Source organism: Acinetobacter sp. NIPH 2699 (assembly GCF_022549355.1).
In the GTDB taxonomy this organism is placed as follows: domain Bacteria; phylum Pseudomonadota; class Gammaproteobacteria; order Pseudomonadales; family Moraxellaceae; genus Acinetobacter.
The window spans coordinates 1-26,893 of the sequence record NZ_JAKZGL010000011.1 but is presented as its reverse complement, the minus strand read 5'-3'; the positions used below and the strand labels follow the sequence as shown (position 1 = coordinate 26,893).

Here is a 26,893-nt window from a genome sequence, read left to right as displayed (position 1 = left end):
TTAGTTACAATACTGTATGAAAAAGCCGACTTCCCCCATAGAAGTCGGCTTTGCTTTGTCCTAAAATGCTAGGCTCATCCGTACCATACAAGATATTGGAACCACCTAGAATGACTAGAAAAAGCGCTCTTGCTGCATTACTACTTTTGCCAAGCTTTTCATATGCAGCAACTGTCCTATCTGCTCCACCAGAATTAAATAATAAATCCTATGTATTAATGGATTATGAAACAGGTCAGATTCTCGCTGCAAAAAATGAAAATGAAAAACTTGCGCCAGCCTCAATGACCAAAATGATGACCAGCTTCATCATTGAACAGAAATTATTACAAGGTAAACTGACCGAAGAAGAACAAGTTCGCATGAACGAATCGGCATGGTGTCGTGGGAGTAGTGCTGAATCGTGTATGTATGTTCCATTAAATGGTTCTGCAACTGTGCTTGAAATGCTGCGAGGCATCATTGTTCAATCTGGTAACGATGCATCAAAAGCAATGGCTGAGCATATCGCAGGCAATGAAGGTACATTTGCGCATATGATGAACCAAGAAGCGAAACGTCTTGGTATGACCAATACTCACTTTATTAACTCAACAGGTATGCCTGCTGAGGGTCATTATTCGACTGCAAAAGATATGGCGATCTTGGCACAACATATCATCAAGGACAGCTCAAAATACTATCCGATATATTCAGAAAAAGAATTTACCTTTAATGGCATTAAACAAGGGAATCGTAATGCACTGCTTTACACCGACCCAAGTGTTGATGGTTTAAAAACAGGTCATACCAATGAAGCTGGATTCTGTTTAACAACTTCAAGTAAACGTGGTCCAATGCGTTTGATTTCAGTGATCTTCGGCACACCAAGTATGAATGAACGTGCCAATCAAACTCGTGCACTCCTCGCTTGGGGCTTCTCAAATTTTGAAACAGCAAATGTGCAACCTGCTAATCAAGCAATTGCGAAAGCCAAAGTTTGGTTTGGTAAAGAAGATGATGTTCAAATTGGCTTAGCTGAAAACTTCAATGTCACCATGCCGAAGGGTCAGGCTGATAAAATCAAAACTCAGCTTGTGGTACAACCGCAACTCAATGCACCTTTGGCACAGGGTCAAGTGATTGGAAAATTGGTTGCTAGTCTTGATGGTAAAGTTATTGCTGAAAAACCACTTGTTGCATTAAAACCAATTGAAGAAGCTGGTTTCTTTGCGCGTATGATTGATCATATTAAATTATTCTTTGGTAACTTATTCTAAATTCTAATTTTTGAATAAGTGAATTAAGCACTCTGGCTATTCAGTCTGAGTGCTTTTTGATTTTATAATTCCGCTATCTTTTATGTTGATACCATTTATGACCAAGAACATTCGCTCTTATTTAGACCATCATCCTGAAATTGATTCAAGTTGCTATATTGATGAGATGTCCATAGTCATTGGCGATGTAAAATTAGCTGAGAATGTTTCAGTCTGGCCATTTGCGGTGATTCGTGGTGATGTCAATTCAATTCAGATTGGCAAAAATAGTAATGTTCAAGACCATTGTATGTTACATGTCAGCCATAAAAATCAATCTAAACCAAATGGTTCACCTTTAGTGATTGGTGAAGATGTAACTGTTGGACATCATGTGACTTTGCACGGTTGTACCATTGGTAATCGTGTACTGATTGGCATCAATACCGTGGTGTTAGATGATGTGATTATTGAAGATGATGTAATGATCGGTGCTGGTAGTCTTGTTCCACCACGTAAAGTCTTAAAAAGTGGCTATCTCTATGTGGGCAGTCCAGTTCAACAAGTGCGTCCCCTCACGGATAAAGAAAAAGCATTCTTACCTTATTCAGCGCAGAATTACGTGAAAGTGAAGGATAATTATAAGAGTTAATCATCCTAATAGTGCCAATTATGCTATGATCAAATAAGCAACGATTCTTATAAAATTGACCGTGGGGTGCGCTATGACATCTTTAACCATCCATTTACCTGATGAGCTCGTTAAAAAAGCAAAACAAGCAGGTTTGCTTGAATCTGAGCAATTAGCAAAATTATTAGAGCAAGCAATACAAGCAAAAAATGAAAATAAATCAACTACTGGTTTCGGTATGCTCAAATCGAATAAAACACCTGTTCCTGTAGATTTTGATGTTGCGAGTCTGTTATCAAAATGATTGGCTTAGATACCAATATTCTCGCTCGCTACTACATAGAAGATCAATCAGATAATGAAGCTCAAAAGCAGCGTTTACTGGCAAAAGACATCATTGAATCAACTGAAAAACTATACGTTGCAAAAACAGTATTATTAGAGTTTGAATGGGTAATGCGTGGGTTTTACCAATTTAATCGTCAACAAATCTCCAGTGTGTTTGAACATTTATCGAACTTAAACCATATCAAAGTTGAAGATGAAGTAAATATAAAACAAGCCTTAAAATATTATGAAAATGGTCTGGATTTTGCCGATGCGATACATTTAACAAGTTATTCCACATGTGAAAAAATCTATTCATTTGATGATAAGAAATTTTCACGGAAAGCTGCGAAACTTAAAATTCGACCTGAAATCATTGTACCCAAATAAAAACATCACCATAGCCAAAAACACCTAAATTTTGTAGAATACGTTTTTTAAAATCATGGCGCTTTCTATGACCGCTTGGACACCTCATGTCACAGTCGCTACTGTAGTCGAAAAAGACGGACGTTTTCTGTTTGTCGAGGAACACAGCGATGGCTTTGCGCATACCGTGTTTAATCAACCTGCTGGTCATGTTGAATGTGATGAAACCATTGTTGAAGCAGCGATCCGTGAGACCTTAGAAGAAACAGGTCATCATGTTGAAATTGATCATCTGCTCGGTATCTATACCTATACTCCACCGATGTTCCCAGATCGCACGTACTACCGTTTTTGCTTCTTGGCACATGTCACATCAGTTGAAGAAAATGCGCAACTCGATACAGGTATCGTTGCTGCAGTATGGATGAATGTGGATGAACTACAAGAATCAGCACGTGCACGCAGTCCATTGGTTTTAAAAGCTGTTGAAGATGCCCTTGCTGGCAAGAAATATCCTTTATCGCTTATTTACGAGCACCCTTTCTCTCCCTCATTCACTTCTCATTTGGATGCTTAATTAGATGCAACAACGTGTCATCGTCGGTATGTCTGGTGGTGTAGATTCCTCTGTTTCTGCCGCACTTTTACTTCAACAAGGATATCAAGTTGAAGGTCTTTTCATGAAGAACTGGGAAGAAGATGACGGTACGGAATATTGCACAGCGCTGGAAGACTTAGCTGATGCACAAGCTGTTGCAGATAAAATTGGCATCAAGCTACATACTGCAAATTTTGCAATGGAGTATTGGGATCGTGTATTTGAGCATTTCTTGGCTGAATACGCTGCGGGTCGTACACCAAATCCAGATATTCTATGTAATAAAGAAATTAAATTCCGCGCCTTCCTTGACCATGCCATGACATTGGGCGCAGATTTTATTGCGACTGGCCACTACGCACGTCGTGGTACAAGCACACAAAATTCACGTGGTGAAACTTACGCACCATTATTACGTGGTGTAGATAACAATAAAGATCAGACTTATTTCCTGCATGCAGTTCATGGTCGTGAAATCAATAAGACCTTGTTCCCTGTTGGCGAAATTGAAAAACCTCAAGTTCGTAAAATCGCTGAAGAACTCGATTTGGCAACTGCAAAGAAAAAAGACTCAACAGGCATCTGTTTTATTGGTGAACGTCGTTTTAGCGATTTCTTAAAACAATACCTTCCTGCTCAAGCTGGAAAAATTGTTTTAGACAATGGTAAAGAAGTTGGTGAACATCACGGCTTAATGTACTATACGCTGGGTCAGCGTGGTGGGATTGGAATTGGCGGTATGAAAGGTGCACAAGAAGGTGCATGGTTCGTATTACATAAAGATATTGCCAATAACCGACTTGTGATTGGACAAGGACATGAACATCCACTCATGCAAAGCACACAACTTTGGAGCGAGTCGATCGATTGGGTTGCGGGTGAACAGGAAATTCCAAGTACAGGTTTCCGATGTACTGCTAAAACACGTTATCGTCAATCAGATCAAGCATGTATAATTTATCACGATGAACATACAGAAAATGGAATTCGTGTTGTATTTGATGAGCCACAACGAGCCGTTACTCCTGGGCAAAGTGTGGTGTTTTACTCAGGAGAGGTCTGCTTAGGTGGTGGCGTGATTCACCATACCAATGCACCTCAACCAGATTTTATTTAAGGAAATTGGAAGCGAAGCATGGCGGAGTTCCCCTTTCAGCCCACTCAAGCGTTGAATGTTAGACAAAACCGTGCTTTAGCATTGGCTGCGGTCTTTCAGGCAACTCAGCTTACGCATATGACGGCGATGTCAGGTCAACAAAGTATTGGTGACAGCGGTAATTTTTATTTTGAATTACTGATCAAAGCCAGTTTGAATATTCGTCCTGCCACCAATAATGCAACGCAAACACTCGATTTCTTTAATCAACTCGCAGATATTTCTTTAGGTTTAAAAACACTTGAAGGCTGTATTACCCAGCCTTTTAATACTGCTCCTAAATCAAGAATTCCTAAACTGGGCAATGCTAAGCTTCCAATGTCTTATGCCATGGCACTATTGCAATTAGAAAAGAAGGTCTATAGCAATCCAGAATATGTAAAGATCATTGAAAAAGCGCAACAAAAAATCTTAAAACAGTTGTCCTTTTTCGATAATAACTACTTACACCCAAGTGTTATTGCCAGTTTAGCGCAAACTTATGTTGAAACTGCAGGTCAAATTAATCCACGTATCTTAGTTCGTGGCAATGCTGAAGCCTTCAAAGATATGAACCATACCAATCGTATTCGAGCATCCCTCTTTACGGGCATACAGCTTGCCCACTTATGGCGACAGTTGGGTGGCAGCTCGTGGGGTATGATTTTTAGCAAACGTAAGTTGTTGCATGATATTCAAGCTCTCGCTCGTTTGCAGTATCAGGTGGTTTAACCCGATGCTACAACGAATTTATTTTTTATGCCTTTTATGTGCCCTCTCTAAATCTCTCCTATAAGGAGAGACTTAAATTTAAGGAATCTGTATGAATGCTTTAACCGCACTCTCACCACTTGATGGTCGTTATGCAAGCAAATGCGATGCACTACGCCCTTTTTTGTCTGAGTTTGGTTTAATCCACGCTCGTGTCACTGTTGAAGTGCGTTGGTTACAAGCACTGGCAAATCGTGCAGAAATCATCGAAGTTCCAGCATTCTCTGCTGAAACCAATGCTGCTTTAGATGCGATTGTTGCAGATTTCTCTGAACAAGATGCCAATCGCATTAAAGAAATCGAACGCACCACCAATCATGATGTAAAAGCAGTTGAATATTTCCTGAAAGAAAAAATTGCCAATATTGATGAACTTAAAAATGCAGGTGAATTTATTCACTTTGCATGTACATCAGAAGACATCAATAACTTGTCTCATGCGCTGATGCTTAAAAATGGTCGTGAAGTATTAGTTTCAAGTATGAAACAACTGCTCAATGCGATTTCAGCTTTGGCAACCACTCATGCTGAACAACCAATGTTGTCTCGTACGCATGGTCAAACAGCAAGCCCAACCACTTTGGGTAAAGAGATGGCAAACGTTGCATATCGTTTAGCGCGTCAAATCAAACAATTTGAAAATGTTGAATTATTGGGCAAGATCAATGGTGCTGTAGGTAACTACAATGCGCATCTTTCTGCATACCCAGAAATTGACTGGGCAGCGCATGCACAAGCATTCGTTGAATCTTTAGGTTTGGCATTTAACCCATACACCACACAAATCGAGCCACATGACTATATGGCTGAATTGTTTGATGCATTACGTCGTTATAACACCATCTTGATCGACTTTAACCGTGATGTTTGGGGTTATATCTCACTGGGTTATTTCAAACAAAAACTAAAAGATGGCGAAGTGGGTTCTTCAACCATGCCACACAAAGTTAACCCGATTGATTTTGAAAACTCTGAAGGTAACCTAGGTATTGCCAATGCAGTACTCGGTCATTTAGGCGAAAAACTACCTGTTTCTCGTTGGCAGCGTGACTTAACTGACTCAACTGTATTGCGTAATATGGGCGTTGGTTTTGCTCAAAGCTTGATTGCTTTCGATGCGTGTTTAAAAGGTGTTGGCAAACTTGAACTGAATGCAAATCGTATTAATGAGGATTTAGATCAAGCACAAGAAGTTCTTGCTGAACCAATTCAAACGGTTATGCGTCGTTATAATGTTGAAAAACCATACGAAAAATTAAAAGCACTTACACGTGGTCAAGCAATGACACGTGACATGATGGTGAACTTCGTAAATGGTGATGAACTATTACAAGTACCAGAAGATGAACGTGCGCGTTTAGCTGAATTAACACCTGCAACTTATACAGGTAATGCCGCTGAACAAGCAAAACAGATTAATGATTTGATCAGCAAAATCTAAGTTCAAAAAAACAAGAAGCAAAGCCTCGATATTTGCTTCTTGTCGTTTCTGGTAACAATCGAAATACCCAACCATTTGGGTATTTCGAAACGCTATAAAGTATAAGTTTTATCAGGTTGATCAATTGCTATCTGAGCAAACGCTAGCATCACATTTTTATTTTTAGACCTAGGCTCATACTACGACCTGGTGCAGGCATATAGCTCAAGGCCAATGGATCTAAATAATAACGATTCGTTAAGTTCTGCATTGAAAAATTAACCACCACATTTTTACTCATTTCATAATCTGCAAATAAATCAATTAAATGAACTGACTCATATTTCATTTGTGATGTTGTTGCACCAGTCTGCCAAGGTTTATTTAACGTGCTCATTGGTCCAGAAGTATAGCTATAACGACTACCCAAAGATAAGCTCTGGTTCAATAACCGCGTACCTAAGGTAAGATTCGTTGAAAACTTTGGAGGATTTTGGGTATTCAAATAAGATCCCATGAAACTCCCATCGGTACAATTTGGCGTATCTCTAGTTTGTGTATACTCATCTGCAATATCTCTTAAATGCTTGGCAAATTTGGCGTCACAAGATTCCACTTTAAGATAGGATGTAGCAGAGAGATCAGCAAAAAAACCACCTTGATCATACTTGGTCTGGAACTCAATGCCTCGTGTCCTAAAGCGATCAATATTACTAAAAGACATCATTCCCCAACTTCTCGGATCATAATAACGGGTAATAAATTGATCAATATCATTATTGAAGTAATTCAGTTTGGTGATCAAACCATTTTGATGATCTACAGTAACGCCCACTTCCCAATTTTTAGAATATTCTGGTTTTAACCCATCACCATCGGGCATGACCTGATGAGTTCCCAGACTGGTTTCTAATAATGAAGGAGTACGATGCTTAGTGGTGTAAGTTGCATACAGATTGGTATTCTTAACAAGTTTATATTCAATACCCAAACTTGGGGCCAGACCATCACTACTTTTTTGATTAGATGATTTTGCATGGCTAAAACCTGTGACCACTCTAGAAGTTTGTTCTTCTTCAACGGTAGTTTCAACATTTTTACCATATTCATTAAAATGCTTACCATCTAATGGATTATTGGTATTGGTAAAAACGATAGCATTATTTTTACGAGGATCTGTTTTATCCACAAATTGACCATTTTCATCTGCAAACCAATACATATATAAATTTTCATTGGAATTTGGGTCATCTACCTTTACAAATTTTAATAAGCGATTTTCATAAATTGGACTATATTTCTTATTGAAGTCAGTCGTATGACTTCGATCATAATTTAGACCAGCCCACAGATGTAACTGATCCGTTGGATAATAGTCGAGTTTCATTGATAAACCATAACCAGTTCGTTCTGCATCACGCATCACTTTATTTTGTTGTTGATCGGCAAGACTAATTTCCACATCTGATTGTGGTTTAAGCCGCTCATATTGAACCGAACCTTTGGTACTAAAGACCCAATTCCCCCAACTGGTATCAAACTGACTATTATTACTTAGCTCTAAGCCATAACGCTTATTTTCCTGTGGAGACCACGCACGATCGGAACGAAAAATTTGGCTCTCTGGCGCAAAAAAAGAAGCACTTAACTGATTCGTCTTGGCATCGGTCATCCAGAACCGAGCTTGAAGATCAATGGCATCATTTTCTTCAGGTTTATACGTATAGCTTGAGCTAAAAGTATTTATATGATTTGAGCTCACAGGGTACTGGTAGATATTTGCAATACCATAACGATAAATATCAGAAGGCATAACATCGCCAAACTCACTACGTACATTCATGTAACTTAAAGTGATATTATGATCTTTCCATGGACGTAATATAGATTTTAATAACAAAGAGCGAGTATCAGAGGATGAGTTCAGTACTTCTTCCTCTTCACCATACATTTTCGCCACACTGTCTTGTTCATCGCCATATTTGTTATAAACACGATAACGGTCACGACCATGCTTACCTGAGTAATAGTTACCTTGCACCCTTTGAGCATAAGCTGTAATTAAATCAACTTTATCACTTGTCCAAGCAGCCGCTATACTTCCAGATCGGGCAGAAGATGAAAATAAATCACCCTGATTTTTTGATGGTTCTACACTCAAAGAAATCGAACTATCATTATGTCGAGACTGATCAACAGGTCTTTTACCATTATCCGTAAGTGTACCAGTCAACCTAAACCCAGCCTTTTTCCCCTCTTGTAAAATGTCATTAGCGGAAAGCGTTGTCATCGCAACAGTGCCACCAATCGCACCACCAGCTTGGGTTGATGGACCTTTTTCAATATTGACGCCTCCGATTAATAAAGGATCAACATAACTACGGTTTTGCATACCAGCATAACCGCGATATACATCTAGCGACTGCTGTGCGCCATCCACGCTAACAGCGATACGGTTTTGTCCTTGAACACCACGAATATTGACATCAAGTGCTCCCCCATTACGGGAGTCACCTAGTTGTACACTCGCTTGACCTTTTAACATATCCGCAGTTGATATCGGTGCAAAACGGTCTAGCTCTTTCCTTGAAATATGATTCAGTCCTTGTTGTTCCTGCGCCTGTATTTCAATCTTAGCTAACTTGAAAATAGGTAAACGATGACCTATTTCAGCATTATTTATGGGTTGGACAACGGATGCAGTCGAACTTGAAGTATTTTTTAATTTGGTATTTTGTTTTACGTCTTGCTTCAATATGACATAGCCGTGTGTTGTTTTTCCCGCACGATACTCTGTACCTGAAAGTAAAGTTTCAAATCCTTGTTGAAGGTTATATTGTCCTTTCAATCCTTGACTTTGAAGATGTGACAGCAATGTAGCATCCATTGAAATAGCAATATTTGACTGTATCGCAAACTGGTTGAGCGCTTGATTAAGAGAACCAGCAGAAATGTTGTAGCTATTCACTGGTAGCGTTTCTGCAAAAGTCAAAGCTGAAGGAAGCATAAGCGCCGAACCAAATACAATGTGCATACACATGACCATCGGTTTAAAACTGTATTTGGGTGCTGTTATGGGTTGAACCACAATAAATCTCCAAGTAAAAGGCTGACCTTTTCAACTAGATATAACTGTTGAAAGCTTTTTGATGTATATAAGACGTATGAGAAATAAAATTACGAAATGATAATCATTATTATTTTAAATATTTTTTTAATCGGCGCTCAGCGCGTAGAAAAATGTCCTAAAAATACAGTTTTCCTCCGAAAACAAACGATATGATTGATTCCTCATCTGCTAAAGCGACTTCTACAAAAGACGATAATTTACTGATAATCGAAGAAGAATATAATTTCATATATTTTTCATTCACTCTAAAAGCCGAATGAATCGGCAAAAAGCGAAATAAAAATATTATTTTTGTTCAGGTTCTATCACTTTTTGACCGAATAGATTTTCTTTGACCTCAATTGGTAAACTCAACTGCAATAGGTCAAGCCCTGCCTCATCAAGTGGCAAGATCGCCGATACCAGAATCTGGTCTAACTGTTTTGGATTGTATTTCAAATTTTTATGCTCATAACTTTGAAGAATATTAAGGACTTGATCCAATGGCATAAGATCAACAACCAACTTCTTTTTATTCCATGAATCTTCAAATAAGTCAGCGGATATTGATCTTATTTGATGTAGACCAGAATCATCAATCAAAATCTGCTGCCCAGCATGAATATGCTCTACTTGTCTCTGACCATTCATAGATATTGCTTCTACTTCTGTTGTTGAATGCAACATAGTCAATAGTGTCGCTCGATCAGAATGATGAACAATAAATCGGGTACCGAGTGCTTTAATATTTGCGTACTTTGTTTTGATATAAAAAATACGTTTAGCATCTGGAGCAACATCAACCAGAATATTTCCATCCATTAATTTAATAACTCGGTGATGTTCATCAAAATCAATATTAAAATTCGTTTTACCGCTTATACTAATTTTAGAATGATCAGGAAGCATCTGATGAGACCAGACATTATAAGAATTATGCGAATCAGCTAACCATTTTTCTGTGGGCAATAAAAACCAAAGCAATGCCATAAGCATTGTAATAAACGCAAAACTATAAAAACCATATTTTTTCAAAGAACGATCAATAGGTACTGTTTGAATGGTCTGTTCGATAATTTGGTGCGGTATAGGTGTGGAATGATGTTGTCTTAGAGATTGGAATTGCTCAAAAGTTCCCTGCATCTGTTGCAGCATTTCTACATGTCGAACATCTTGTTTTTGCCATGCAATAAAATCTAACCGATCTTGTTCAGTACACGTCTCACTTTCTAGCAATAACAACCATGTAGCAACCTGCTCCATAAGGTCTAAATCGTAGGCGGATGGTTGATTAGATGCTTGGTTCATAAAAGCTTCTTAGAGATGCTGCTGAATCCATACATGACAATGCACCATTGCTTTTACAAGATCATGTTGAATTGTTCTGATCGATACATTGAATCGTTTAGCAATATCAGCTTGGTTTATCCCTTCTAAATAATAAAGCAACAGGCTGACACGTTGACGTTCAGGTAATCCACTTATTGCTACGGAAATAGAATTTAATAATTGTACACAGGACATAATTTGTTCTGGCGAATATTGCACCTCGCCATCTAAACTTTCTTGTAGATACTCTAAGTATTTACGTTCAATGATTTCATGTCGAGTTTGATCTATTGCAAGACCACGAGCAACAGTTGTCAAATATGCTTTCGGTTCACGAATAAGATGTGCTTTATTGGAAATAAATAACTTTAAAAAAGTATCTTGAGCGAGGTCTTCTAATGCAACTGATGACGTGCAGTTACGATAGAGCCAGCTTTTAAGCCATTGATAATTATCTTCATAAATTTTTTTGAAACTTTGATGAGTCTCTCTGGGAGCAGGTAGAGGAGATGAAACATTCATGAGAAAGCCTAAAATTTAGACAAAATAAAATTTAACCATAGATAATGTAATTGATAATCATTTAAAGCTCCACCACTATTACTTATTAAATTTAAAATATGCTAAGAAAGAGTCAAAATATTCAGATGAAGTATAACCAATCCATACTTTTTATAATCGTGCTTAAGAAAAGTGCACAGCTCAATAAAATGATCATGATGACTGCAGCAGTCGAGCATTTAAACATTGCGAACATATTTCCCCTTCAGAATATAGAAAAACACATTGCCTGATTGAATCTCTTCAAAACGAAATAAAAAAGGAGTAAACCACAAAACGTGGTTTACTCCTCACAACACCTATATATAGAGCTGTTTAAAAACTAAATCCAATATTTAAATTGATCCGATATAGCCATTGATCACTATACGGAGAAACCGTTGAAGTAAAGCCTGTCGCATTGGATGCACCACCAATAATATTGGCATTTTTACCCCAGCTATAGTCCGCCCAAACCATGAATGGGGAAGCAATAAACATCATCCCTGTGGTATTCATTTGTGAATCAGACCAGTCATCTCGTTTCTTGTCCATATAACTATAATCATTGTAGAAACGAATGGCTTTGAGTTTACCCATATCCTGCACAGGTAAAGTATAAGCGAGATTTAAACTGGCAACTGTTGCTTCAGAGGCAATGAAATAAGCTGGCGTAAATCCATTATTTCCCATCAAGGTCATATCATTGTTGACTCCATCAGGATTTTTGGCATCGTATTGATAATGAATCACTGAGCTTTGTAAATTAAAGCGTTTGTAGTTATTATCGGTGTGCAAACCGACTGCATAATACTGACCATTTTTATCGGTGGTTTTATTATGTAGCTGGGCAATCGCGCCTGATACACCAAATTCTTGTTTGCCGAACTCAGTTTCTAACTTCCGTACTATCCGTGTATTCAACTGATGCCGCTTCTCATTTTGATAAGCTTGCTGAGTCGGGAAAGCATTATCAGCGAGGTCATCATAAGTGGCGCTTTCAGGTGAATAGCGTAAATTGGTTGCTAGCATTTCAGGATAATAGCCCAACTTCACATCCCATTCTTTATTCTGAAAATTCCAGTTCAAGCCGGGTGCAATGTTATTGCCATAACCCAAGAAGAACGGGATATGATAGGTCCAACCATTTTGCGGATAAGGATAAATCGCAAATGGTTTATAGACAAAACCTGCTTCTATGCTGTTATTTTCATTGAGATTATAACCAACATAAGCTTTTTCTATCGAGCGTTTACCTTGATCTTGAAACAGATAGCTGGCATTAAAATAAGCATCGTCAAATTTGCCTTTTAGATCCACTCTAAAAATATCGAAATAGAGTTTTCCAAAACCACCATTTGGCCCTTCCCAATTTTCATAGCGTTGGTTCAGTCGTACCCCCCCCCCTAATTTTACCGAATCGGTTCCATCTTCACTTTTCCATTCTAAGGCTGAGCCTTGTGCAAATGCATGAGATGTCGTACCCAAATACAATGCAGCAAGCATCGCGACAATCGATGTCTTTTTCATATCATATTCCTTCGCTTTTGTTCCAACGATCCTGTTGGCTTGGTTTTTGTTTTACCTATAAAACATAGTTTTTATTGTTTTTTAGGCAAAAATTTTTACCTACATCATGGTTGGACATTTGGCTATATCGTTACCAAATGTCCAAATGGGATTAATACAATTTTTTCTGCGGTGGACCCGCGAAGTTGAGTGGCCCGATTGAGTTCATATCCAGCTCAATCACGCTTGGTCCTTGAAAAGCCACAGCCTCTTGGATGACGGTTTTAAACTCGTCTGCACTACCGACTTTCCAGCTTTTCACGCCCATCGCTTCACCTAAGATTTTGTAATCTGGCGTATGCAATTCATTGAAATATTGACGACCACCAAAGTAGTTTTTCTGGATGCCACGCATTACGCCATAACCACCATCATTCATCACCATGAGCACCATATTGGTATTCTCTTGTGCCATGGTTGCGATTTCACCAATGCCTAACATCAAACCACCATCACCAACCAAGCCAATGACTTTTTTATCTGGATTGGCAATGGATGCACCGATTGCAGTCGCTAAACCCAAACCAATTGCACCTGCTAAAGAGTGAATATTTTGGTTTGGTGCTTGTACTGGAAATAAGCGACTGCCCCAAGTACTGCCTGACATGGTGATGTCACGCACGAAAATACCATCTTGAGGAAGTGCAGCACGTAAGTGATCACAGATCAGGGCATATTGATCGAGCTGAGTACGCAATGCATCAATCGCAGCCTGTTTTGCCGCAACCACCGCTGCATCATAATCTGCATCAATTTTTGAGGTACTTTGCAAGCCTGCCAATACACGTTGCAACACATCTTTGGCATCACCACAAATAAAATTACGAATCTTGTAATTACGTTGCTGTGCTACTGGATTGGCATCAATCTGGATAATATTGTCAGGGAACTGTACTGAGTAGGTTTTGGTTTCATTGCTACGTAAACGTGACCCCACCACCACCAATAGATCAGCATCTTTGAGCAGTTGTTCAACGCCTGCCGAGTTGTGAAAAGCGCCTAAGCTACGTGGATGATCATCTGCTAACACTCCACGCGCATGTGTTGATGACACCACTGGAATACCCAAATCAGCGATGGCTTTCACTTCGTCAACACTATTTAAAGTTCCACCACCGATCCAGAACACTGGACGTTTGGCTTTCTTCAACTCTTCGACAATAAGATCAACTTCCACCTGCTCAGCTTGTGGTAGTTCAAGTGCTTTTACTGGACCTAAGTTCAGCGGTAAATCAATTTCTGCTGCTTGTACATCAATCGGGAGTTCAACACTGACAGGTCCCATCGGTACCGTTGTTGCCACACGAATCGCTTCACGAATCACCCCTACAGCATTGTCAGGGCTGGTAATACGGAACGCGGCTTTGCTCGAAGCGCGTAAGAAGGTGAGCTGATCTTTGGTTTCATGAATAAAACTCGCATCACGATCCAGATATTCACGTTCAACTTGACCTGTTAAATGCAGTACTGGGCTACCTGCATTCATGGCTTCAATCAATGAACCGACCGCATTACCTGCACCCGCACCAGTACTGGTTAAGGCCACACCTAAACCTTTAAAGCGCGAATGCCCATCTGCCATAGTGACTGCGCCTGCTTCACCACGCGCAGCCACAAAACGGATTTTTTCACGACGACCCACTGCATCGGCAATCGGTAAGTTATGAATCGAGATTACTCCGTAAATACTGTCTACTTGATGTGCTTCTAAAACACGGGCGATGGCTTCGCCGACATTTACACGTTCTGTCATTTGTATATTCCTCAAAAACTGTTCATTCCATGAATTTATTAATTCGCCCAAGGATTTGGCTGCTCGCTTAATCCCATATAGATGCTTTTTTGTTGCATGTAAGACAAAATGCCTAAACGACCTTTTTCACGCCCGATACCGCTTTCTTTAAAGCCACCAAACGGCGCGGAAATCGAGAATTTTTTATAGGTGTTAATCCAAACAGTTCCGACCTCTAAAGCACGTGCGATTTGCCACGCTTTACGATAGTTTTCAGTCCAAATGCCTGCTGCAAGGCCGAAACAACTATCATTGGCTTGCTGAATCAAATCCGCCTCATCGTCATATTTCATCACCACCAGCACTGGGCCAAAAATTTCTTCCTGACAGGTTTGTGCTGAATTATTTAGACCTGTGATAATCGTCGGTAAGTAATAACTGCCTTTGGCAAAATCACCTTCCGTTAATGCTTCACCGCCCACTAGAACTTGACCACCTTCTTGTTTCGCCAGTTGCACATAAGCATCTACGGAAGCCAAGTGCTTTGGATTGATCAATGAACCGAGATGTACGCCTGCGGTTTCAGGATGTCCAACACGTAAGCCTTTGGTGATCTCAACCAAGCGATTTAAGAATTCCTCATAAATACTGCTGTGAACAAACAGACGTGAACCCGCAATACATGCTTGCCCTGCCGAACTAAAGATGCCGTAAGCCACACCTTTTGCAGCCAGTTCAATATCCGCATCTGGGAATACGATGGTTGGTGATTTTCCACCGAGTTCTAATGAGGTTGTAATCAGTTTATCTGCGGCCAAATGTGCCAGATGACGACCTGTACTGGTGCCACCTGTAAATGAAATCTTACGGACCAATGGATGCTTGACAATGGCATCACCAATCACCGAACCACGGCCGACCAAGACACTAAGTAGACCTTTGGGTAAACCAGCTTCTTCAAAGATTTTAGCCAGTTCTAGAGCAATCAACGAAGTTGCTTCTGCAGGTTTAAGAATGACCGCATTGCCTCCTGCAAGCGCTGGCGCCAACTTTTGTACTTCACTGGCAATCGGAGAATTCCACGGTGTAATCGCAGCCACGACACCTACTGGTTCATGCACACTCATGGTCATGAAATCTGCCGCACGTTGTGTGGTCAACTCATCATTTAAAGTTTCACAAGCTGCTGCCACATAACGTGCTGTTGCTGCGGCACTCATGGTCAAGGCACGTGTTTCAGCCAATGGTTTACCATTATCACGGGTTTGCAGCTTTGACAGCTCATCTACACGCGCTTCAATAATATCCGCCACTTTATATAAAATACGGGCACGCTCATGCGGCATGCTATTACGCCACTCTGCTTTCCGCCATGCCAAATCTGCTTTTTCAATCGCTTCATTGACATCATCCAGACTCGCTGTTGAGATTTCAGCATTGACTGATTGATCTGCTGGAAACAGACTTTGAATCGTATTGCCTTTACCTAATCGCCATTCACCAGCGATATAAATTTCCTTTACCATGATCAAATCCTTTTAAATCTGAATCGCTTGAACACTATTGCGACACGCACGAATCACACTCAGCGCCGCCAAAGTTGAGGTTTTGGGATTACTTGCCAATGGCACACCAACAAGTTCAATGGTCATTTCACCAAACAAGCCTTCTGCCACAATGGTGTGCTTGTTTTTGCTAATTTTTGGATCAACCATCAGCTCGACCATGGTTTCATCCATGCCTAAACCTGCCAGCGCAATCGTCGCTGCAACATTGGCATTGGCTGGAAACTTCAATGCCGCTTCTCTGGCTGTACCACGAAAGAAAACCGTTGCTTCACTGACCTGATCGAGATCAAGTAATTGTTCAGCATAGCTACCACGCCAACTGTTTGGGCTTTTACACCCTTTATACGTGACCTTGACCAAACCACCTTCTTTCGCAGCTGAAATGCCATCAATCCCAGCAATCGCACCCGCTAACAAATGAAGATGAGCACCATACTGCTCAGCAGTATTTTTTAGTTGAATTAAAAATTCGTTATCCGCCAAAGTACCCACTGAGATCAGACCTATAGTCCACCCTTTCGCTAACACTTTTTGCGCATGTTCTTTGACTGCCGCCTGCCCTGCAACTTCAATCACATAGTCAGGTGTTCCCTGACATTCATCAATTGATGAAATGACCTGAACATCTGGTGAAACTTGCGCCTGTACTTTTTCCACACTACGTACAGGGACCACAATCCATTTAAGTTGTAGGTCATGTGGCATGTGGGCATAGACTTCTGCCGCCATTGCACCAAAACCAATCATCATCAACTGTTTCATGTGAACACCTTATAAATGTTTATTAAATCCACCAGAGACATCTAATGTTGAACCTGTGGTATAGGATGCCAATGGCGATGCCAAAAACACCAAAGCACGTGCAGGTTCTTCAGGCTTACCTAAACGCTGCATCGGAATACCACGATTTCTCGCAATATTTCCTGTCCATTGTTCCCACGATAAATTCGGGTCTGAACGTGTTTCAAAACGACGCTTCCACTGTGCTGACTCCACCATCCCCAATAAAATCGAATTGACACGGATACCGTATTGGGTAAATTCATGTGCAAGTGAATGGGTGAGATTTAACAATGCTGCACGTGCAGATGAAGTTGCGATCATGTGTGGTTCAGGTTGTAGTGCCAGTAATGAATTGACATTACTAATCGAGCCACAAGCCGATTGTTTTAAATCATTTAAAAATGCACGGATGGGATGCAACACACTGAAATACTTAAGTTCAATTTCTTTCATCCAATCTTCATCTTGGGTATTTTCAAAATTTGAAACTCGACCTTGACCCGCGTTGTTGATCAACATATCGACATTGCCCAAATTTTGATTCACTTGTTGTGCAAAACGTTTTACATCTTCTTTGTCTAAAACATTGCAGATATTGGTGAAAACATGGGCATGCGGATATTTTTCTAAAATATAAAGTTTTGATGCCGCTAAACGCGCTTCATCTCGACCACACCATGCCACTTTTGCACCTTCCGCAACTAAAATTTCGACCGCAGCCAAACCAATGCCTGACGAGCCACCTGTTACCACTGCTACCTTTCCTTCAACTTGGAAGCTCATATCCATATCTCTCGTTTAAATCTTAATTTGCCGATAAAACAATGTCGTTAAACTGTTCAGCTTGATCGACATAACTCAGATGACCTGCATCCGTAATGAGATGACATCGGCTCAATTGCATTTCTATAGCAAGTTCCTTAATCGCTTGCGCAGGCGTAATTTCATCCTTGTCACCCGCAATCACCACACAAGGAACTGTAAGTTCTGTTAAATAATTTCTGATTTCATCGTAAGCCAATAAATACGATGCTCTGGTAAAACCGTCTAAAGTAAGATGACTCATGACCTCACTGACTAAAGCAAGTGCCTGAGGATCTTGTTTATAAATGAGATGCGGTCCACGGCTTGCTGCCATGCCTGCATTGCCCAAGCTTTTCAGCATATTCGGGCGTTTTTGATAAACCTGTACTTTGACTTCTTCATCTGAACGTTGGTAGCCTTGTGCTGCGTTGGCAATCACTAAAGTCTGCACCCGTTCAGGATAAAGATGAGCAAACGCACTGGCCTGTAATGCACCCAATGAATGACCAATGAGAGTTGCTTTTGAGATCGCTAAAGCATCCATCAGATCTAATACGCGTTGTGCATAATCTGTTGCATTTGGCTGATCAGTCGTTAAACCCTCTGATAGACCATAACCCGGTGCATCCCAAGCAATGACATGAAAATGATGACTGAGTACATCGAGCTGATTGACCCATGAAGCGGAACCCGAGCTAATGCCATGCAATAAAATCAGTGGCTGACCTTGACCAGCTTCACGATAAGCTTGCACAAAACCATTCACGTCTACGGTTTTGACAGGATATTTGGCTAATGTATCAATCAAAGTCATCATTTCATCCCTTTAGTATTTCAATCTGATTAACGCTTGATTTGAGACAATGGATGCTCAGGTGGATAGTTCGGAATGGTTGGTTTACCCGCACCTAACATCACACACATCAAGGCATCTTCTTGACCAGGATTAAACAGACCACGGTAAATCCCTGGTGGAATTGAGATCAGATCACGCTCTTTCAGTTTGGTCTCGAATTTTTCACCGTTATGCTCAATAAACAGATCAATCTCACCACGCAACATAAAAAACACTTCTTCAACATCGTGATGAATATGCAATGGCCCTTCACACTGTGCAGGCAGTACCATGGTTGAAAAAGTGAAGTTTTCTGCTGGAACCGTGTTGCCATCATTGACCACACCCGTTGCGCCTGTACCCATATAACGCATTTGTGCACGACGATATTTCGGGTCATAGTCCGCTTGGAACTTCAAAGCATCGAAATCATATTTACGTGTTTCAAAGCGTGCGATACGTGTATTCAACCAATCTTGTAAATTTGTACCTTCAGGTTGTGTCCATGATTCGAATTGTTGAGTAGTCATGTTTTAACTCCTAGGTTTTTGATGAATAGTTTGATTAATAACGTTTCAATAAAGGAAGTAAGAAGAACGACCCGATAACGGCAACTGCTGCCAAGAAGGTGATTCCTAAATTAAAACTATGCGTTTGCATTACGATGTAACCGATCAGAACTGGCGCAATTGCACTGGCAAAATTACCCATACCATTGAAGATTCCACCCGCAGTTGCACCGACATCAGCCGTAGTGACACGAGCAAGTAACGCGAATACGGATGCCACGCCAAAACCCCAAGCCATCGCACTGAAAGACATGGCTGCAATCACCAGGATTGGATCAGTCATCAGCACCATCACGTACATGAATATCCCTGCGACCAATAAGCCACTAAACACTTGGATGGCACGGCGTCCAGTCTTGTCAGAAAGGAATGCTCCGACGATTTCACCAATCAACATCGCGATGAATGGTAAGCTTGAATACATCCCAAACTCTTTAAGATTGAAGCCTTTGTCTTGGATTAAATAAGAAGGCACCCAACTGTTTAATCCCCACAAATACGTCATCAAGGCGATATTGAAGATACAGACCAACCAAAATGAACGGTTCTGTAATAAAACTTTAGTGTTCTGAAGATGACCTTTAAAATTGACACGTTTACTGGTGGATTGCAGTTCAATGGTTTTCTTGAGCTGTAAATTTCTCAAGCCCAATACAATCGCAAGTAACGCAACAACCGTTAAAGCGGCCATCACAAAAAACGTGGTATGCCAATCATGTTTCGCCAAAACTGCGGCTGTAATTGGAAACCCTAAGAATGCACCTATCGGTGTTCCAAGCAAAAACATTGTCGATGCACGCGCTTGCTGGCGATCGGTGTAGGTCTGTTTAACAATGGTATAGGCCAATGCAAATAATGGTCCCTCAGCTAAACCGAGCAAAATCCGCAAAAACAGCATACCTGCGTAGTTTGTAGTAAAACCCATGCAGAACATGAGGATGCCCCATGAGGCCACACTCCAAAACAGCATTTTCTTAGGATCAAAAATATCGCCTAAGAAACTTAGAAAAACAGATGAAAAACCATAGGCCAATAAAAAGCTGGTCATTAACCATCCAAGTTTGGCTTTATTCTCAGCAATGCCCATCGCACCTTGGAAGGTTGGATCAGCAAACAAAACCGCAATACTGATTTTGTCGAAAAATGCGAGAACAACACACACCATCAGAACAAAAGCAGGAACCCAATGCTTCCATCCACTTTTCTCTTCATTACTCATACTTCATTCCTTCGATTGAGTCATGAACCGGATTTAATGTTTATGGTTTTAATTTCATGACATTAAATTCAGGATCTGCTAATAATTTTGGGTCTAACTCGGTATTGGATTGCATCCAACGTTTTGCCAGTTTGACCAGTTTCGAATCATTGATTGCGATCATATTGATCAAGCGGTTTTGATCATCCAGATAGAGATAACTGCATTGATCATCTGTACTTTGGCGCACTACGATCTGTTTAGTCATATCAGGTTGGTAAGTTCCTAAGATCTGAATATTGAAGTGATATTGGTCTGACCATAACCAAGGAATATCCACATATTCGGTATCCATACCTAACATTGACTTCGCAGCAGCAATTGCCTGATTCTGTGCATTGGCCCAAGATTGAATGCAATAACCAAGCCCTGGATGGATCGCGACATCTCCTGCGGCATAGATATCTTGGTCAGAAGTTTGCCCAAAACAGTTCACCACAATGCCATCTTTCACGTCCAAGCCAGCATTTACACCCAGCTCTTTGGCAATATCAGCTCCTGCACCAACGACGACACAATCAAATAGCTCACTCACATTTGGGTGATTGACCACTTCTACTTTCTGTTGACCTGCCTCAATCAAATGCAAATTTTTACTGTTTAAATGAATCTGTGTGCCTTGTTGCTCATGCATCACTTTCAAAAACGCAGAGACATCAGGGCTGACACTCCGTGCACAAAGGCGATCGCCATGTTCAAAAATATGAACCTCTTTGCCTTGTTTACGCGCTGTCGCAGCAATCTCTAAACCGATCCAGCCACCACCAACCACAGCTATTTTTTGCGCATGCTGTAAGATTTCGGCTAAGCGTTCACAATCTTGTACATTACGTAAGGTCACCACATTGGGAATGAACTGCCATGTATTCACTGGAATACGCGCACGGCTCCCCGTTGCAATCAACAATTTGTCATAAGGTAAAATTTGACCGCTTTCCAAGACCACTTGCTTCTGCTGGCGATCAACTTGGGTCGCTACGGCAGGTTTATGCCATTGAATATTGAAATCTTGAATCTGTTCTGGAGAAAACAGATGCAAGCTGTCATAACTGGCTTCTTTCGAAAGGACTTGTTTTGAAAGTGGTGGACGTTCATAAAAAACCCGATCTTCATTGGATACCACATGAATCTCGCCCACAAATCCATTTTGACGTAAGGTACTCACCGCCCAACCCGCGGCTTGCCCTGCACCAACAATTACGATTCTTTCCATAGCTTGATCTCCCTGCCTGATTTAAGCTTATGCAGGTTTAACTTGACGACGGGTATGATCATCCAAACCGCCTTCAATCGCCCATTCAGTGAAGAGTTCTAAACGATGCTCTTCAACTCGCGGCTGCCATTCTTCAGTCAGATAATCATCATTGGTGTAATATTCAAATGCACCACCTAATGGCGAGTTGACATACCAGAAATACGCTGAAGAAATCGGATGACGTCCTGGACCAATAAAAGTTGACCAATCAGAACGGTTCATATTCAACCCACCTCCAATCACTTCATGAATATCACGGACCACAAAGGCAACATGGTTTAGACCTGCGGGTTTATTGGGTACTGAAAGTAAGAACAAATCATGATGATAACCCTTGCCTCGGCAGCGCAAAAATGCACCACGATTACGATAAGCATCTGATAAGTAGAACCCCAGTTTTTCAATATAGAACTGTTCGGTTTTTTCCAAATCTGGGGTAAAGAACACCACATGGCCAATCGCAACAGGCTGGCCTTTCTCATAAACAGGACTGGCAGCATTGATACGATTGACTGTTCCGTACTGATTGATCCCTTCGGTTCTTAACGCAGGGATTTCGTGGGTAAAACTTTTCTGAAAGCGAATGGTCATCCCATTAGGATCAATACATTGCACACTTTCTTCTGTTGCCTCAAAACCATCTACATCTTGCAATCGAACAGCTAAATCAGGTAAATCAATTGCTATATCATCTAAACCCCATATGACTTCGCGTAACGTCGAACCTGATTCAATTGCTGGAGGTAAACGCGCATCATCACAATCAAATAAATAAATTTTGCTGCCGTTTTGGGTTTGATAGAGATCAGCACCTTCAATGTCTGAATGAGTGTGCGTTAATCCGAAGTCTGCTAAAAACTTATTTGAAGCAGCTCTGTCCTCAACGCCAAACTTTAAAATCTCAATCCCTGTAATCATGTGATCACTCCTTAATTAAAGACAAAACCACCATTTACGGGAATATTTTGACCCGTCACAAATGAGGACAATTCCGACAGTAAATACAAGGCTGTTCCGTTTAAATCCTGAGGTAACTGCTGCCGTTGAATCGCACGACCATTGACATATAAATCATGGCGTTCTTGCGGTACATATTCGGTTGCTTCGACTAGAGTCAATCCTGGTGAAAGCGTATTGATACAAATATTGAACGGCCCTAACTCTCTCGCCATGGAACGTGTCATCGCCAACAAAGCACCTTTACTTGCCACATAGGCCATAAGGTTGGGAGCGCCCCATAGCGCAGTATCCGATGCCACATTAATGATCTTGCCTGCATCAGATTGCTTGAGATAAGGCACACATGCCTTCGTCACCAACCAAGTGCCTTTGACATTAATGTTCATCACGCGATCCCACAGATCAGCGTCATAGTCCATCATGCTTTTACCGCCAACATTGGTTGCGAGCGCCGCACAATTTACTAAACCGTCAAGACCACCTAAGCTTGCAACGGCCTGTTGAACCGCCTGTTCTATGGAGTCTGCATTGGCGAGGTCAATGGTGACTGCTGTAACCTTTAAACCTTGTGCCTGCAAAGTTGCTGCTTCTTGTTGTACCAAATCCGTCAAGATATCGGCCATGACCACGTGCGCACCAGCTTCAGCAATGGCTTGTGCAAAATCTCGTCCCAAGCCTCTTGCCGCACCTGTGACAAGGACTTTTTTGCCCTGCAACAATGCGACATTAACCATGCGCTTCTTCCTGCATTTCAATACGGTTTGATGTATTTAAAGCTGCAATTCTCTTTAACTGCTTTTCCGCTTCTTTTTTCATTAAACGGCGTAAACGAGAGAGACCAACATCATGTTGATAGAGAAATTCTTGTTGACGTGCATGTGGCGCAAGATTTTCTAAAATAATGCGGTCTTGCTCCAATACATCCCAATGCAATTTTTCTAAATGATTGCGATAGAGGAAACGCCAAACGTTACGCTGCCAGCCACTGACTTTACGGCAACGCCAAAAGAACACTCGGGTATTTTTTGCATCAATTGGGGTTGCATAACCAACGATCCAGAACTCTCCACCCGGTCCAAAATCCTTACGGTATGGAATTGAAAGACGTAACCAGCTCGCGCCAGTATTGGCATATTCAACCCAGTCGAAATTCACACCAATTTGACCTTCTTTTTCAAAAACAAAACCGTGTTGAGTTGAACGATGTTTCATTTCTGCGGTACGGTCACCTTCTGCCATCGAGTGCGAAGTACAATGCAAATAGCTACCATGCATTGGGTCCATGACGTTATCAATGGCATATTGATGATTCACTTTCCAATCTGCTTGGCAAAGAAATGAACTCCATTCCTCGCTTGCAAGTTGTTCAGGAAAATCGAGCGCTTTTGGTGCTTCATTGGCATCAATCCCAAACCACATGAAAATCGCACCATGTTGCTCAATCACTGGATAGCTTTTTACACAGGTTGTGCCTTTCATTGGGCAATCATGTACCGCAGGTACATCTTCAACCATACCATCATGGCGAACTTCTACACCGTGATACCAACACGCGACACGATTACCTAAGTTCCAACCTAAAGAAAGACGCGCACCGCGATGTGGGCAACGATCTTCTAAAGCATGTACCTGACCTTGTTCATCACGCCATACCACAATGTTTTCGCCTAAACGGGTAATCCCAACAGGATTTGCTGCAACTTCCCAACTCGCAAGGACTGGATGCCACTGATCACGTAAACCTAAATCTAAATATTCTTCTACACTCGGAGTAACTGATACTGCTGCGTTCATCACTATTCTTCCTTGAATCAATATCCTAAACGTTGCATTTCTTCTGAAAATGTTTCAGAAGTCCAAAGTTCGCCAGACTCACAACGAAAACCTTGTTGGTTTAAAGACTGAACCAGATCCGTAAGCTCGGTTACGCCTGTAGAAAATGCTTTAATTAAATGCTGAACAAAATCCTGTTCGTATACTGTTGGTTCCTTATAACGCGTCTGCCAAACTAAAAGTTCTGGCTGTCCCGCTATTTGAATATTGTTAATCCCTGCTTCAGTTGCTGGCGTGGCATGAATCCAGTTCGCTAGCTTCTCATTAAATGTTTTCATGAGATTCCTTCCTTATAAATAAGACTTATAGTTGAATTTGAACATCCTGCCCTTCAACACGCACGGGATAGGTACACAAATTTCGGCATCCTGGTCCACTTTTCAATTCACCTGTTTGAATATCAAAAATCGCTTCATGTAATGGACATTCAACGGTTTGATCTTCAATAAAGCCTTCTGTTAATAAGGCGTAGGCATGTGGGCATACATTTTCAATAGCAAAGTAATTTTCATCAATGAAAAATACCCCAATTTTCTTACCGTCGACTTCTATGGCTTTCGGCTCATCTTCGGTGATGTCGTCTTGCTGACAAACTGAGATCCAACTCATCCTTGCATCCTCATTTGTTTTATATATAAAACATAATTTGATATAACAAACTTTAATAAAGAATACTACTATGCTGTTTTCCATGTCAAACTATATATTTTGTTAAAATTCATATACTTGATATTTGTTACATATTCTTTTACGTTTTACTTAAAAAATAAAGTTTCATATATAAAACTATCTTCATTGTCTATTTTGCAGTTACAATAGAATCTTAAGAAAATTAAATTTAGTGATTTGCGTTTTTGATAGGAAAATTAAACTGATGAATTCAAGCATTGAAACAGACTCTCAAGAATCTGATTTAATAAAAAATGATGATCGTTATTTAGTCCCTGGCTTAGTTCGTGGTTTGGCAATTTTGCAAGCCTTTAATCAACAAACCCAAGAAATGACCATCACCGAAATTGCAGAGATTTTAGATGTAAATCGTTCAAGTGCATTTCGCTTGATTTACACCTTAGAATCATGTGGTTTTCTCAGAAAAGCATCACAAAAGACCTATGCCTTAGATTCAAAAGTGATGGAACTCGGTTTTAATAGTTTATCTAGACAATCCTTATTGGATTTAGCGACACCATTGATGAAAGAACTTCGCGATCAAACCCAGCTTGCAGTTCATTTATCAATCCTTGAAGGCACCCATATTGTTTTTATTAATAACATTCAATCGAATGGAACATTTAGCAGTAATATTGGTTTAGGTACACGTTGGCCTGCCCACGCAACAGTGATTGGGCAAATGTTATTGGCAGATTTAACAGAAACTGAAATCCGTGATCGTTATAAAAGCTTTAATAAATGGGAAACTTTTTCAGAGCTGACTCCGAAAAGCCTTAAAGAATTATTACAACGTTTAAGCTATGTGAAAACACAACGATCTATGGTGAGCTGGGGTCATTACAATCACGACATGGCTGCGTGCGCTGTCCCTATTTTTAAACAATCCACGGGTAAAGTAACGGCAGTACTATCGGTCAGTTGCCCATTAGGCACCTATGCGGAAGATTATTTTAAAAATGAAATTGCAGAGGCCGTTCTTCAAAGTGCGGAGAAAATTTCAAAATTTATTTATTGAAAAAGAGTCATATTCACTGTTTTAAATCCAGCGATCTAACAATTTGCAGCCTCGTTATTGAACAAAGCTGCATAGTTGAAATCTGTACTACAAAAACTTTAGATCATAAAAAAAGCCCTTGTAAAAACAAGGGCTTTTTAAAATATTTGGCAGAGGATCAAGGACTCGAACCTTGACGAACGGTTTTGGAGACCGTCATGCTACCATTACACCAATCCTCTATAACAGCTTGATTAAACCCTCTCAGACTTAACCATAAAAAAAGCAAGATACTCTTGCCTTTTAAATTTGGTGGGGGCGAAGAGACTCGAACTCTTACACCTTGCGGCGCTGGAACCTAAATCCAGTGCGTCTACCAATTTCGCCACGCCCCCGATGGATGTGTATATTAGTGATAAACCTTTCTGCTGACAAGCCCTTTTTATAAAAAAACCATGCATCTGAAAGCTAATGCTTTTTTAATATACAGATCAAAACCTGTCACGTCCTGAAATAGATTGACAGTATTTCATTTAAAACCGAGTTAAACCATTAGCTCGGTTTTCTCTTTCTCATACATCTGATTCGGTGTGA

Annotated in this window: 26 protein-coding genes and 2 tRNA genes; 9 read left to right on the top strand and 19 right to left on the bottom strand. The window is 40.6% G+C overall.

Features of this window, described 5'->3' with window-relative positions; all coding sequences use genetic code 11:
• Window positions 1-110 precede the first annotated feature (110 nt).
• From dacC to purB, 8 genes are all read left to right on the top strand, one after another.
• The gene (gene dacC, locus MMP72_RS11240) at window positions 111-1,259 is read left to right on the top strand and encodes a D-alanyl-D-alanine carboxypeptidase PBP5/6 (protein ID WP_241317312.1); all 1,149 of its coding nucleotides are present in this window, start codon (window positions 111-113) and stop codon (window positions 1,257-1,259) included.
• Between the two features lie 97 nt (window positions 1,260-1,356).
• Window positions 1,357-1,890 (top strand): gamma carbonic anhydrase family protein, encoded by a 534-nt coding sequence (locus MMP72_RS11235; RefSeq protein WP_241317310.1) that lies wholly within the window; start codon window positions 1,357-1,359, stop codon window positions 1,888-1,890.
• A gap of 73 nt (window positions 1,891-1,963) precedes the next feature.
• A complete protein-coding gene (locus MMP72_RS11230; RefSeq protein ID WP_241317308.1) occupies window positions 1,964-2,173 on the top strand; it encodes a hypothetical protein in 210 nt (69 codons plus the stop codon).
• Window positions 2,170-2,586 (top strand): type II toxin-antitoxin system VapC family toxin, encoded by a 417-nt coding sequence (locus MMP72_RS11225; protein WP_241317306.1) that lies wholly within the window; start codon window positions 2,170-2,172, stop codon window positions 2,584-2,586. Before MMP72_RS11230 ends, MMP72_RS11225 begins: the two co-directional genes overlap by 4 nt.
• 67 nt (window positions 2,587-2,653) lie before the next feature.
• Window positions 2,654-3,142: an NUDIX hydrolase gene (locus MMP72_RS11220; protein WP_241317304.1), complete on the top strand. Its 489-nt coding sequence runs from the start codon at window positions 2,654-2,656 to the stop codon at window positions 3,140-3,142.
• A 4-nt stretch (window positions 3,143-3,146) separates the two neighbouring features.
• The gene (gene mnmA, locus MMP72_RS11215; protein WP_241317302.1) at window positions 3,147-4,280 is read left to right on the top strand and encodes a tRNA 2-thiouridine(34) synthase MnmA; all 1,134 of its coding nucleotides are present in this window, start codon (window positions 3,147-3,149) and stop codon (window positions 4,278-4,280) included.
• An 18-nt stretch (window positions 4,281-4,298) separates the two neighbouring features.
• A complete protein-coding gene (gene hflD / locus MMP72_RS11210; protein WP_241317300.1) occupies window positions 4,299-5,030 on the top strand; it encodes a high frequency lysogenization protein HflD in 732 nt (243 codons plus the stop codon).
• A gap of 91 nt (window positions 5,031-5,121) precedes the next feature.
• On the top strand, window positions 5,122-6,510 hold the full coding sequence (purB, locus tag MMP72_RS11205) for an adenylosuccinate lyase (RefSeq protein WP_241317298.1): 1,389 nt from the start codon (window positions 5,122-5,124) through the stop codon (window positions 6,508-6,510).
• A 148-nt stretch (window positions 6,511-6,658) separates the two neighbouring features.
• Here purB and MMP72_RS11200 read toward each other — a convergent pair whose 3' ends face one another.
• The 17 genes from MMP72_RS11200 to MMP72_RS11120 form a co-directional block, all read right to left on the bottom strand.
• A complete protein-coding gene (locus MMP72_RS11200; protein WP_241317296.1) occupies window positions 6,659-9,577 on the bottom strand; it encodes a TonB-dependent receptor in 2,919 nt (972 codons plus the stop codon).
• Between the two features lie 327 nt (window positions 9,578-9,904).
• A complete protein-coding gene (locus MMP72_RS11195; RefSeq protein WP_241317294.1) occupies window positions 9,905-10,906 on the bottom strand; it encodes a FecR domain-containing protein in 1,002 nt (333 codons plus the stop codon).
• Window positions 10,907-10,915: 9 nt separating this feature from the next.
• Complete coding sequence (locus MMP72_RS11190; protein ID WP_241317292.1) at window positions 10,916-11,449, bottom strand: sigma-70 family RNA polymerase sigma factor; 534 nt, start codon at window positions 11,447-11,449, stop codon at window positions 10,916-10,918.
• 354 nt (window positions 11,450-11,803) lie between these two features.
• A complete protein-coding gene (locus MMP72_RS11185; protein ID WP_241317290.1) occupies window positions 11,804-12,997 on the bottom strand; it encodes a hypothetical protein in 1,194 nt (397 codons plus the stop codon).
• Between the two features lie 151 nt (window positions 12,998-13,148).
• Complete coding sequence (locus MMP72_RS11180; protein WP_241317288.1) at window positions 13,149-14,789, bottom strand: thiamine pyrophosphate-binding protein; 1,641 nt, start codon at window positions 14,787-14,789, stop codon at window positions 13,149-13,151.
• A 38-nt stretch (window positions 14,790-14,827) separates the two neighbouring features.
• Window positions 14,828-16,294 carry an aldehyde dehydrogenase gene (locus MMP72_RS11175; protein WP_241317286.1) on the bottom strand — a complete coding sequence of 489 codons (1,467 nt, stop codon included), beginning with the start codon at window positions 16,292-16,294 and terminating at the stop codon, window positions 14,828-14,830.
• A 12-nt stretch (window positions 16,295-16,306) separates the two neighbouring features.
• Complete coding sequence (locus MMP72_RS11170; protein ID WP_241317284.1) at window positions 16,307-17,098, bottom strand: aspartate dehydrogenase; 792 nt, start codon at window positions 17,096-17,098, stop codon at window positions 16,307-16,309.
• Between the two features lie 9 nt (window positions 17,099-17,107).
• On the bottom strand, window positions 17,108-17,902 hold the full coding sequence (locus MMP72_RS11165; RefSeq protein ID WP_241317281.1) for an SDR family oxidoreductase: 795 nt from the start codon (window positions 17,900-17,902) through the stop codon (window positions 17,108-17,110).
• A 22-nt stretch (window positions 17,903-17,924) separates the two neighbouring features.
• Window positions 17,925-18,740 carry an alpha/beta hydrolase gene (locus MMP72_RS11160; RefSeq protein WP_241317279.1) on the bottom strand — a complete coding sequence of 272 codons (816 nt, stop codon included), beginning with the start codon at window positions 18,738-18,740 and terminating at the stop codon, window positions 17,925-17,927.
• Window positions 18,741-18,766: 26 nt separating this feature from the next.
• Complete coding sequence (locus MMP72_RS11155; RefSeq protein WP_005213116.1) at window positions 18,767-19,288, bottom strand: cupin domain-containing protein; 522 nt, start codon at window positions 19,286-19,288, stop codon at window positions 18,767-18,769.
• A 34-nt stretch (window positions 19,289-19,322) separates the two neighbouring features.
• Complete coding sequence (locus MMP72_RS11150; RefSeq protein WP_241317277.1) at window positions 19,323-20,546, bottom strand: MFS transporter; 1,224 nt, start codon at window positions 20,544-20,546, stop codon at window positions 19,323-19,325.
• A 40-nt stretch (window positions 20,547-20,586) separates the two neighbouring features.
• Complete coding sequence (locus tag MMP72_RS11145; RefSeq protein WP_241317275.1) at window positions 20,587-21,798, bottom strand: FAD-dependent oxidoreductase; 1,212 nt, start codon at window positions 21,796-21,798, stop codon at window positions 20,587-20,589.
• A gap of 27 nt (window positions 21,799-21,825) precedes the next feature.
• Window positions 21,826-22,758 carry a VOC family protein gene (locus MMP72_RS11140; RefSeq protein WP_241317273.1) on the bottom strand — a complete coding sequence of 311 codons (933 nt, stop codon included), beginning with the start codon at window positions 22,756-22,758 and terminating at the stop codon, window positions 21,826-21,828.
• Between the two features lie 11 nt (window positions 22,759-22,769).
• Window positions 22,770-23,534 carry an SDR family oxidoreductase gene (locus tag MMP72_RS11135; protein ID WP_241317271.1) on the bottom strand — a complete coding sequence of 255 codons (765 nt, stop codon included), beginning with the start codon at window positions 23,532-23,534 and terminating at the stop codon, window positions 22,770-22,772.
• On the bottom strand, window positions 23,527-24,594 hold the full coding sequence (locus MMP72_RS11130; protein WP_241317269.1) for an aromatic ring-hydroxylating dioxygenase subunit alpha: 1,068 nt from the start codon (window positions 24,592-24,594) through the stop codon (window positions 23,527-23,529). The genes MMP72_RS11135 and MMP72_RS11130 overlap by 8 nt, the downstream gene beginning before the upstream one ends.
• Before the next feature lie 17 nt (window positions 24,595-24,611).
• Window positions 24,612-24,911 carry a recombinase-like helix-turn-helix domain-containing protein gene (locus tag MMP72_RS11125; protein ID WP_241317267.1) on the bottom strand — a complete coding sequence of 100 codons (300 nt, stop codon included), beginning with the start codon at window positions 24,909-24,911 and terminating at the stop codon, window positions 24,612-24,614.
• Between the two features lie 25 nt (window positions 24,912-24,936).
• A complete protein-coding gene (locus MMP72_RS11120) occupies window positions 24,937-25,242 on the bottom strand; it encodes a non-heme iron oxygenase ferredoxin subunit (RefSeq protein ID WP_004671931.1) in 306 nt (101 codons plus the stop codon).
• Window positions 25,243-25,507: 265 nt separating this feature from the next.
• Between MMP72_RS11120 and MMP72_RS11115 the strand changes: the two genes are divergently transcribed.
• Entirely contained in the window at window positions 25,508-26,320 is an 813-nt protein-coding gene (locus MMP72_RS11115) for an IclR family transcriptional regulator (RefSeq protein WP_241317265.1), read from the top strand.
• A gap of 147 nt (window positions 26,321-26,467) precedes the next feature.
• On the opposite strand, the gene MMP72_RS11110 is transcribed toward MMP72_RS11115, so the two are convergent.
• Window positions 26,468-26,541, bottom strand: a tRNA-Trp gene (locus MMP72_RS11110).
• Window positions 26,542-26,609: 68 nt separating this feature from the next.
• Window positions 26,610-26,694: transfer RNA gene (locus tag MMP72_RS11105), tRNA-Leu, on the bottom strand.
• Between the last annotated feature and the right edge of the window lie 199 nt (window positions 26,695-26,893).

Bases quoted from the DNA above. Each gene is read 5' to 3' on its own strand.
- MMP72_RS11140 (WP_241317273.1), bottom strand. From the start codon at position 22,758: ATGATTACAGGGATTGAGATTTTAAAGTTTGGCGTTGAGGACAGAGCT.
- dacC (WP_241317312.1), top strand. From the start codon at position 111: ATGACTAGAAAAAGCGCTCTTGCTGCATTACTACTTTTGCCAAGCTTT.
- mnmA (WP_241317302.1), top strand. From the start codon at position 3,147: ATGCAACAACGTGTCATCGTCGGTATGTCTGGTGGTGTAGATTCCTCT.
- MMP72_RS11125 (WP_241317267.1), bottom strand. From the start codon at position 24,911: ATGAAAACATTTAATGAGAAGCTAGCGAACTGGATTCATGCCACGCCA.
- MMP72_RS11115 (WP_241317265.1), top strand. From the start codon at position 25,508: ATGAATTCAAGCATTGAAACAGACTCTCAAGAATCTGATTTAATAAAA.
- MMP72_RS11185 (WP_241317290.1), bottom strand. From the start codon at position 12,997: ATGAAAAAGACATCGATTGTCGCGATGCTTGCTGCATTGTATTTGGGT.
- MMP72_RS11170 (WP_241317284.1), bottom strand. From the start codon at position 17,098: ATGAAACAGTTGATGATGATTGGTTTTGGTGCAATGGCGGCAGAAGTC.
- MMP72_RS11135 (WP_241317271.1), bottom strand. From the start codon at position 23,534: ATGGTTAATGTCGCATTGTTGCAGGGCAAAAAAGTCCTTGTCACAGGT.
- MMP72_RS11130 (WP_241317269.1), bottom strand. From the start codon at position 24,594: ATGAACGCAGCAGTATCAGTTACTCCGAGTGTAGAAGAATATTTAGAT.
- MMP72_RS11230 (WP_241317308.1), top strand. From the start codon at position 1,964: ATGACATCTTTAACCATCCATTTACCTGATGAGCTCGTTAAAAAAGCA.
- hflD (WP_241317300.1), top strand. From the start codon at position 4,299: ATGGCGGAGTTCCCCTTTCAGCCCACTCAAGCGTTGAATGTTAGACAA.
- MMP72_RS11120 (WP_004671931.1), bottom strand. From the start codon at position 25,242: ATGAGTTGGATCTCAGTTTGTCAGCAAGACGACATCACCGAAGATGAG.
- MMP72_RS11175 (WP_241317286.1), bottom strand. From the start codon at position 16,294: ATGGTAAAGGAAATTTATATCGCTGGTGAATGGCGATTAGGTAAAGGC.
- MMP72_RS11220 (WP_241317304.1), top strand. From the start codon at position 2,654: ATGACCGCTTGGACACCTCATGTCACAGTCGCTACTGTAGTCGAAAAA.
- MMP72_RS11145 (WP_241317275.1), bottom strand. From the start codon at position 21,798: ATGGAAAGAATCGTAATTGTTGGTGCAGGGCAAGCCGCGGGTTGGGCG.
- MMP72_RS11165 (WP_241317281.1), bottom strand. From the start codon at position 17,902: ATGAGCTTCCAAGTTGAAGGAAAGGTAGCAGTGGTAACAGGTGGCTCG.
- MMP72_RS11225 (WP_241317306.1), top strand. From the start codon at position 2,170: ATGATTGGCTTAGATACCAATATTCTCGCTCGCTACTACATAGAAGAT.
- purB (WP_241317298.1), top strand. From the start codon at position 5,122: ATGAATGCTTTAACCGCACTCTCACCACTTGATGGTCGTTATGCAAGC.
- MMP72_RS11195 (WP_241317294.1), bottom strand. From the start codon at position 10,906: ATGAACCAAGCATCTAATCAACCATCCGCCTACGATTTAGACCTTATG.
- MMP72_RS11180 (WP_241317288.1), bottom strand. From the start codon at position 14,789: ATGACAGAACGTGTAAATGTCGGCGAAGCCATCGCCCGTGTTTTAGAA.
- MMP72_RS11150 (WP_241317277.1), bottom strand. From the start codon at position 20,546: ATGAGTAATGAAGAGAAAAGTGGATGGAAGCATTGGGTTCCTGCTTTT.
- MMP72_RS11155 (WP_005213116.1), bottom strand. From the start codon at position 19,288: ATGACTACTCAACAATTCGAATCATGGACACAACCTGAAGGTACAAAT.
- MMP72_RS11160 (WP_241317279.1), bottom strand. From the start codon at position 18,740: ATGATGACTTTGATTGATACATTAGCCAAATATCCTGTCAAAACCGTA.
- MMP72_RS11190 (WP_241317292.1), bottom strand. From the start codon at position 11,449: ATGAATGTTTCATCTCCTCTACCTGCTCCCAGAGAGACTCATCAAAGT.
- MMP72_RS11235 (WP_241317310.1), top strand. From the start codon at position 1,357: ATGACCAAGAACATTCGCTCTTATTTAGACCATCATCCTGAAATTGAT.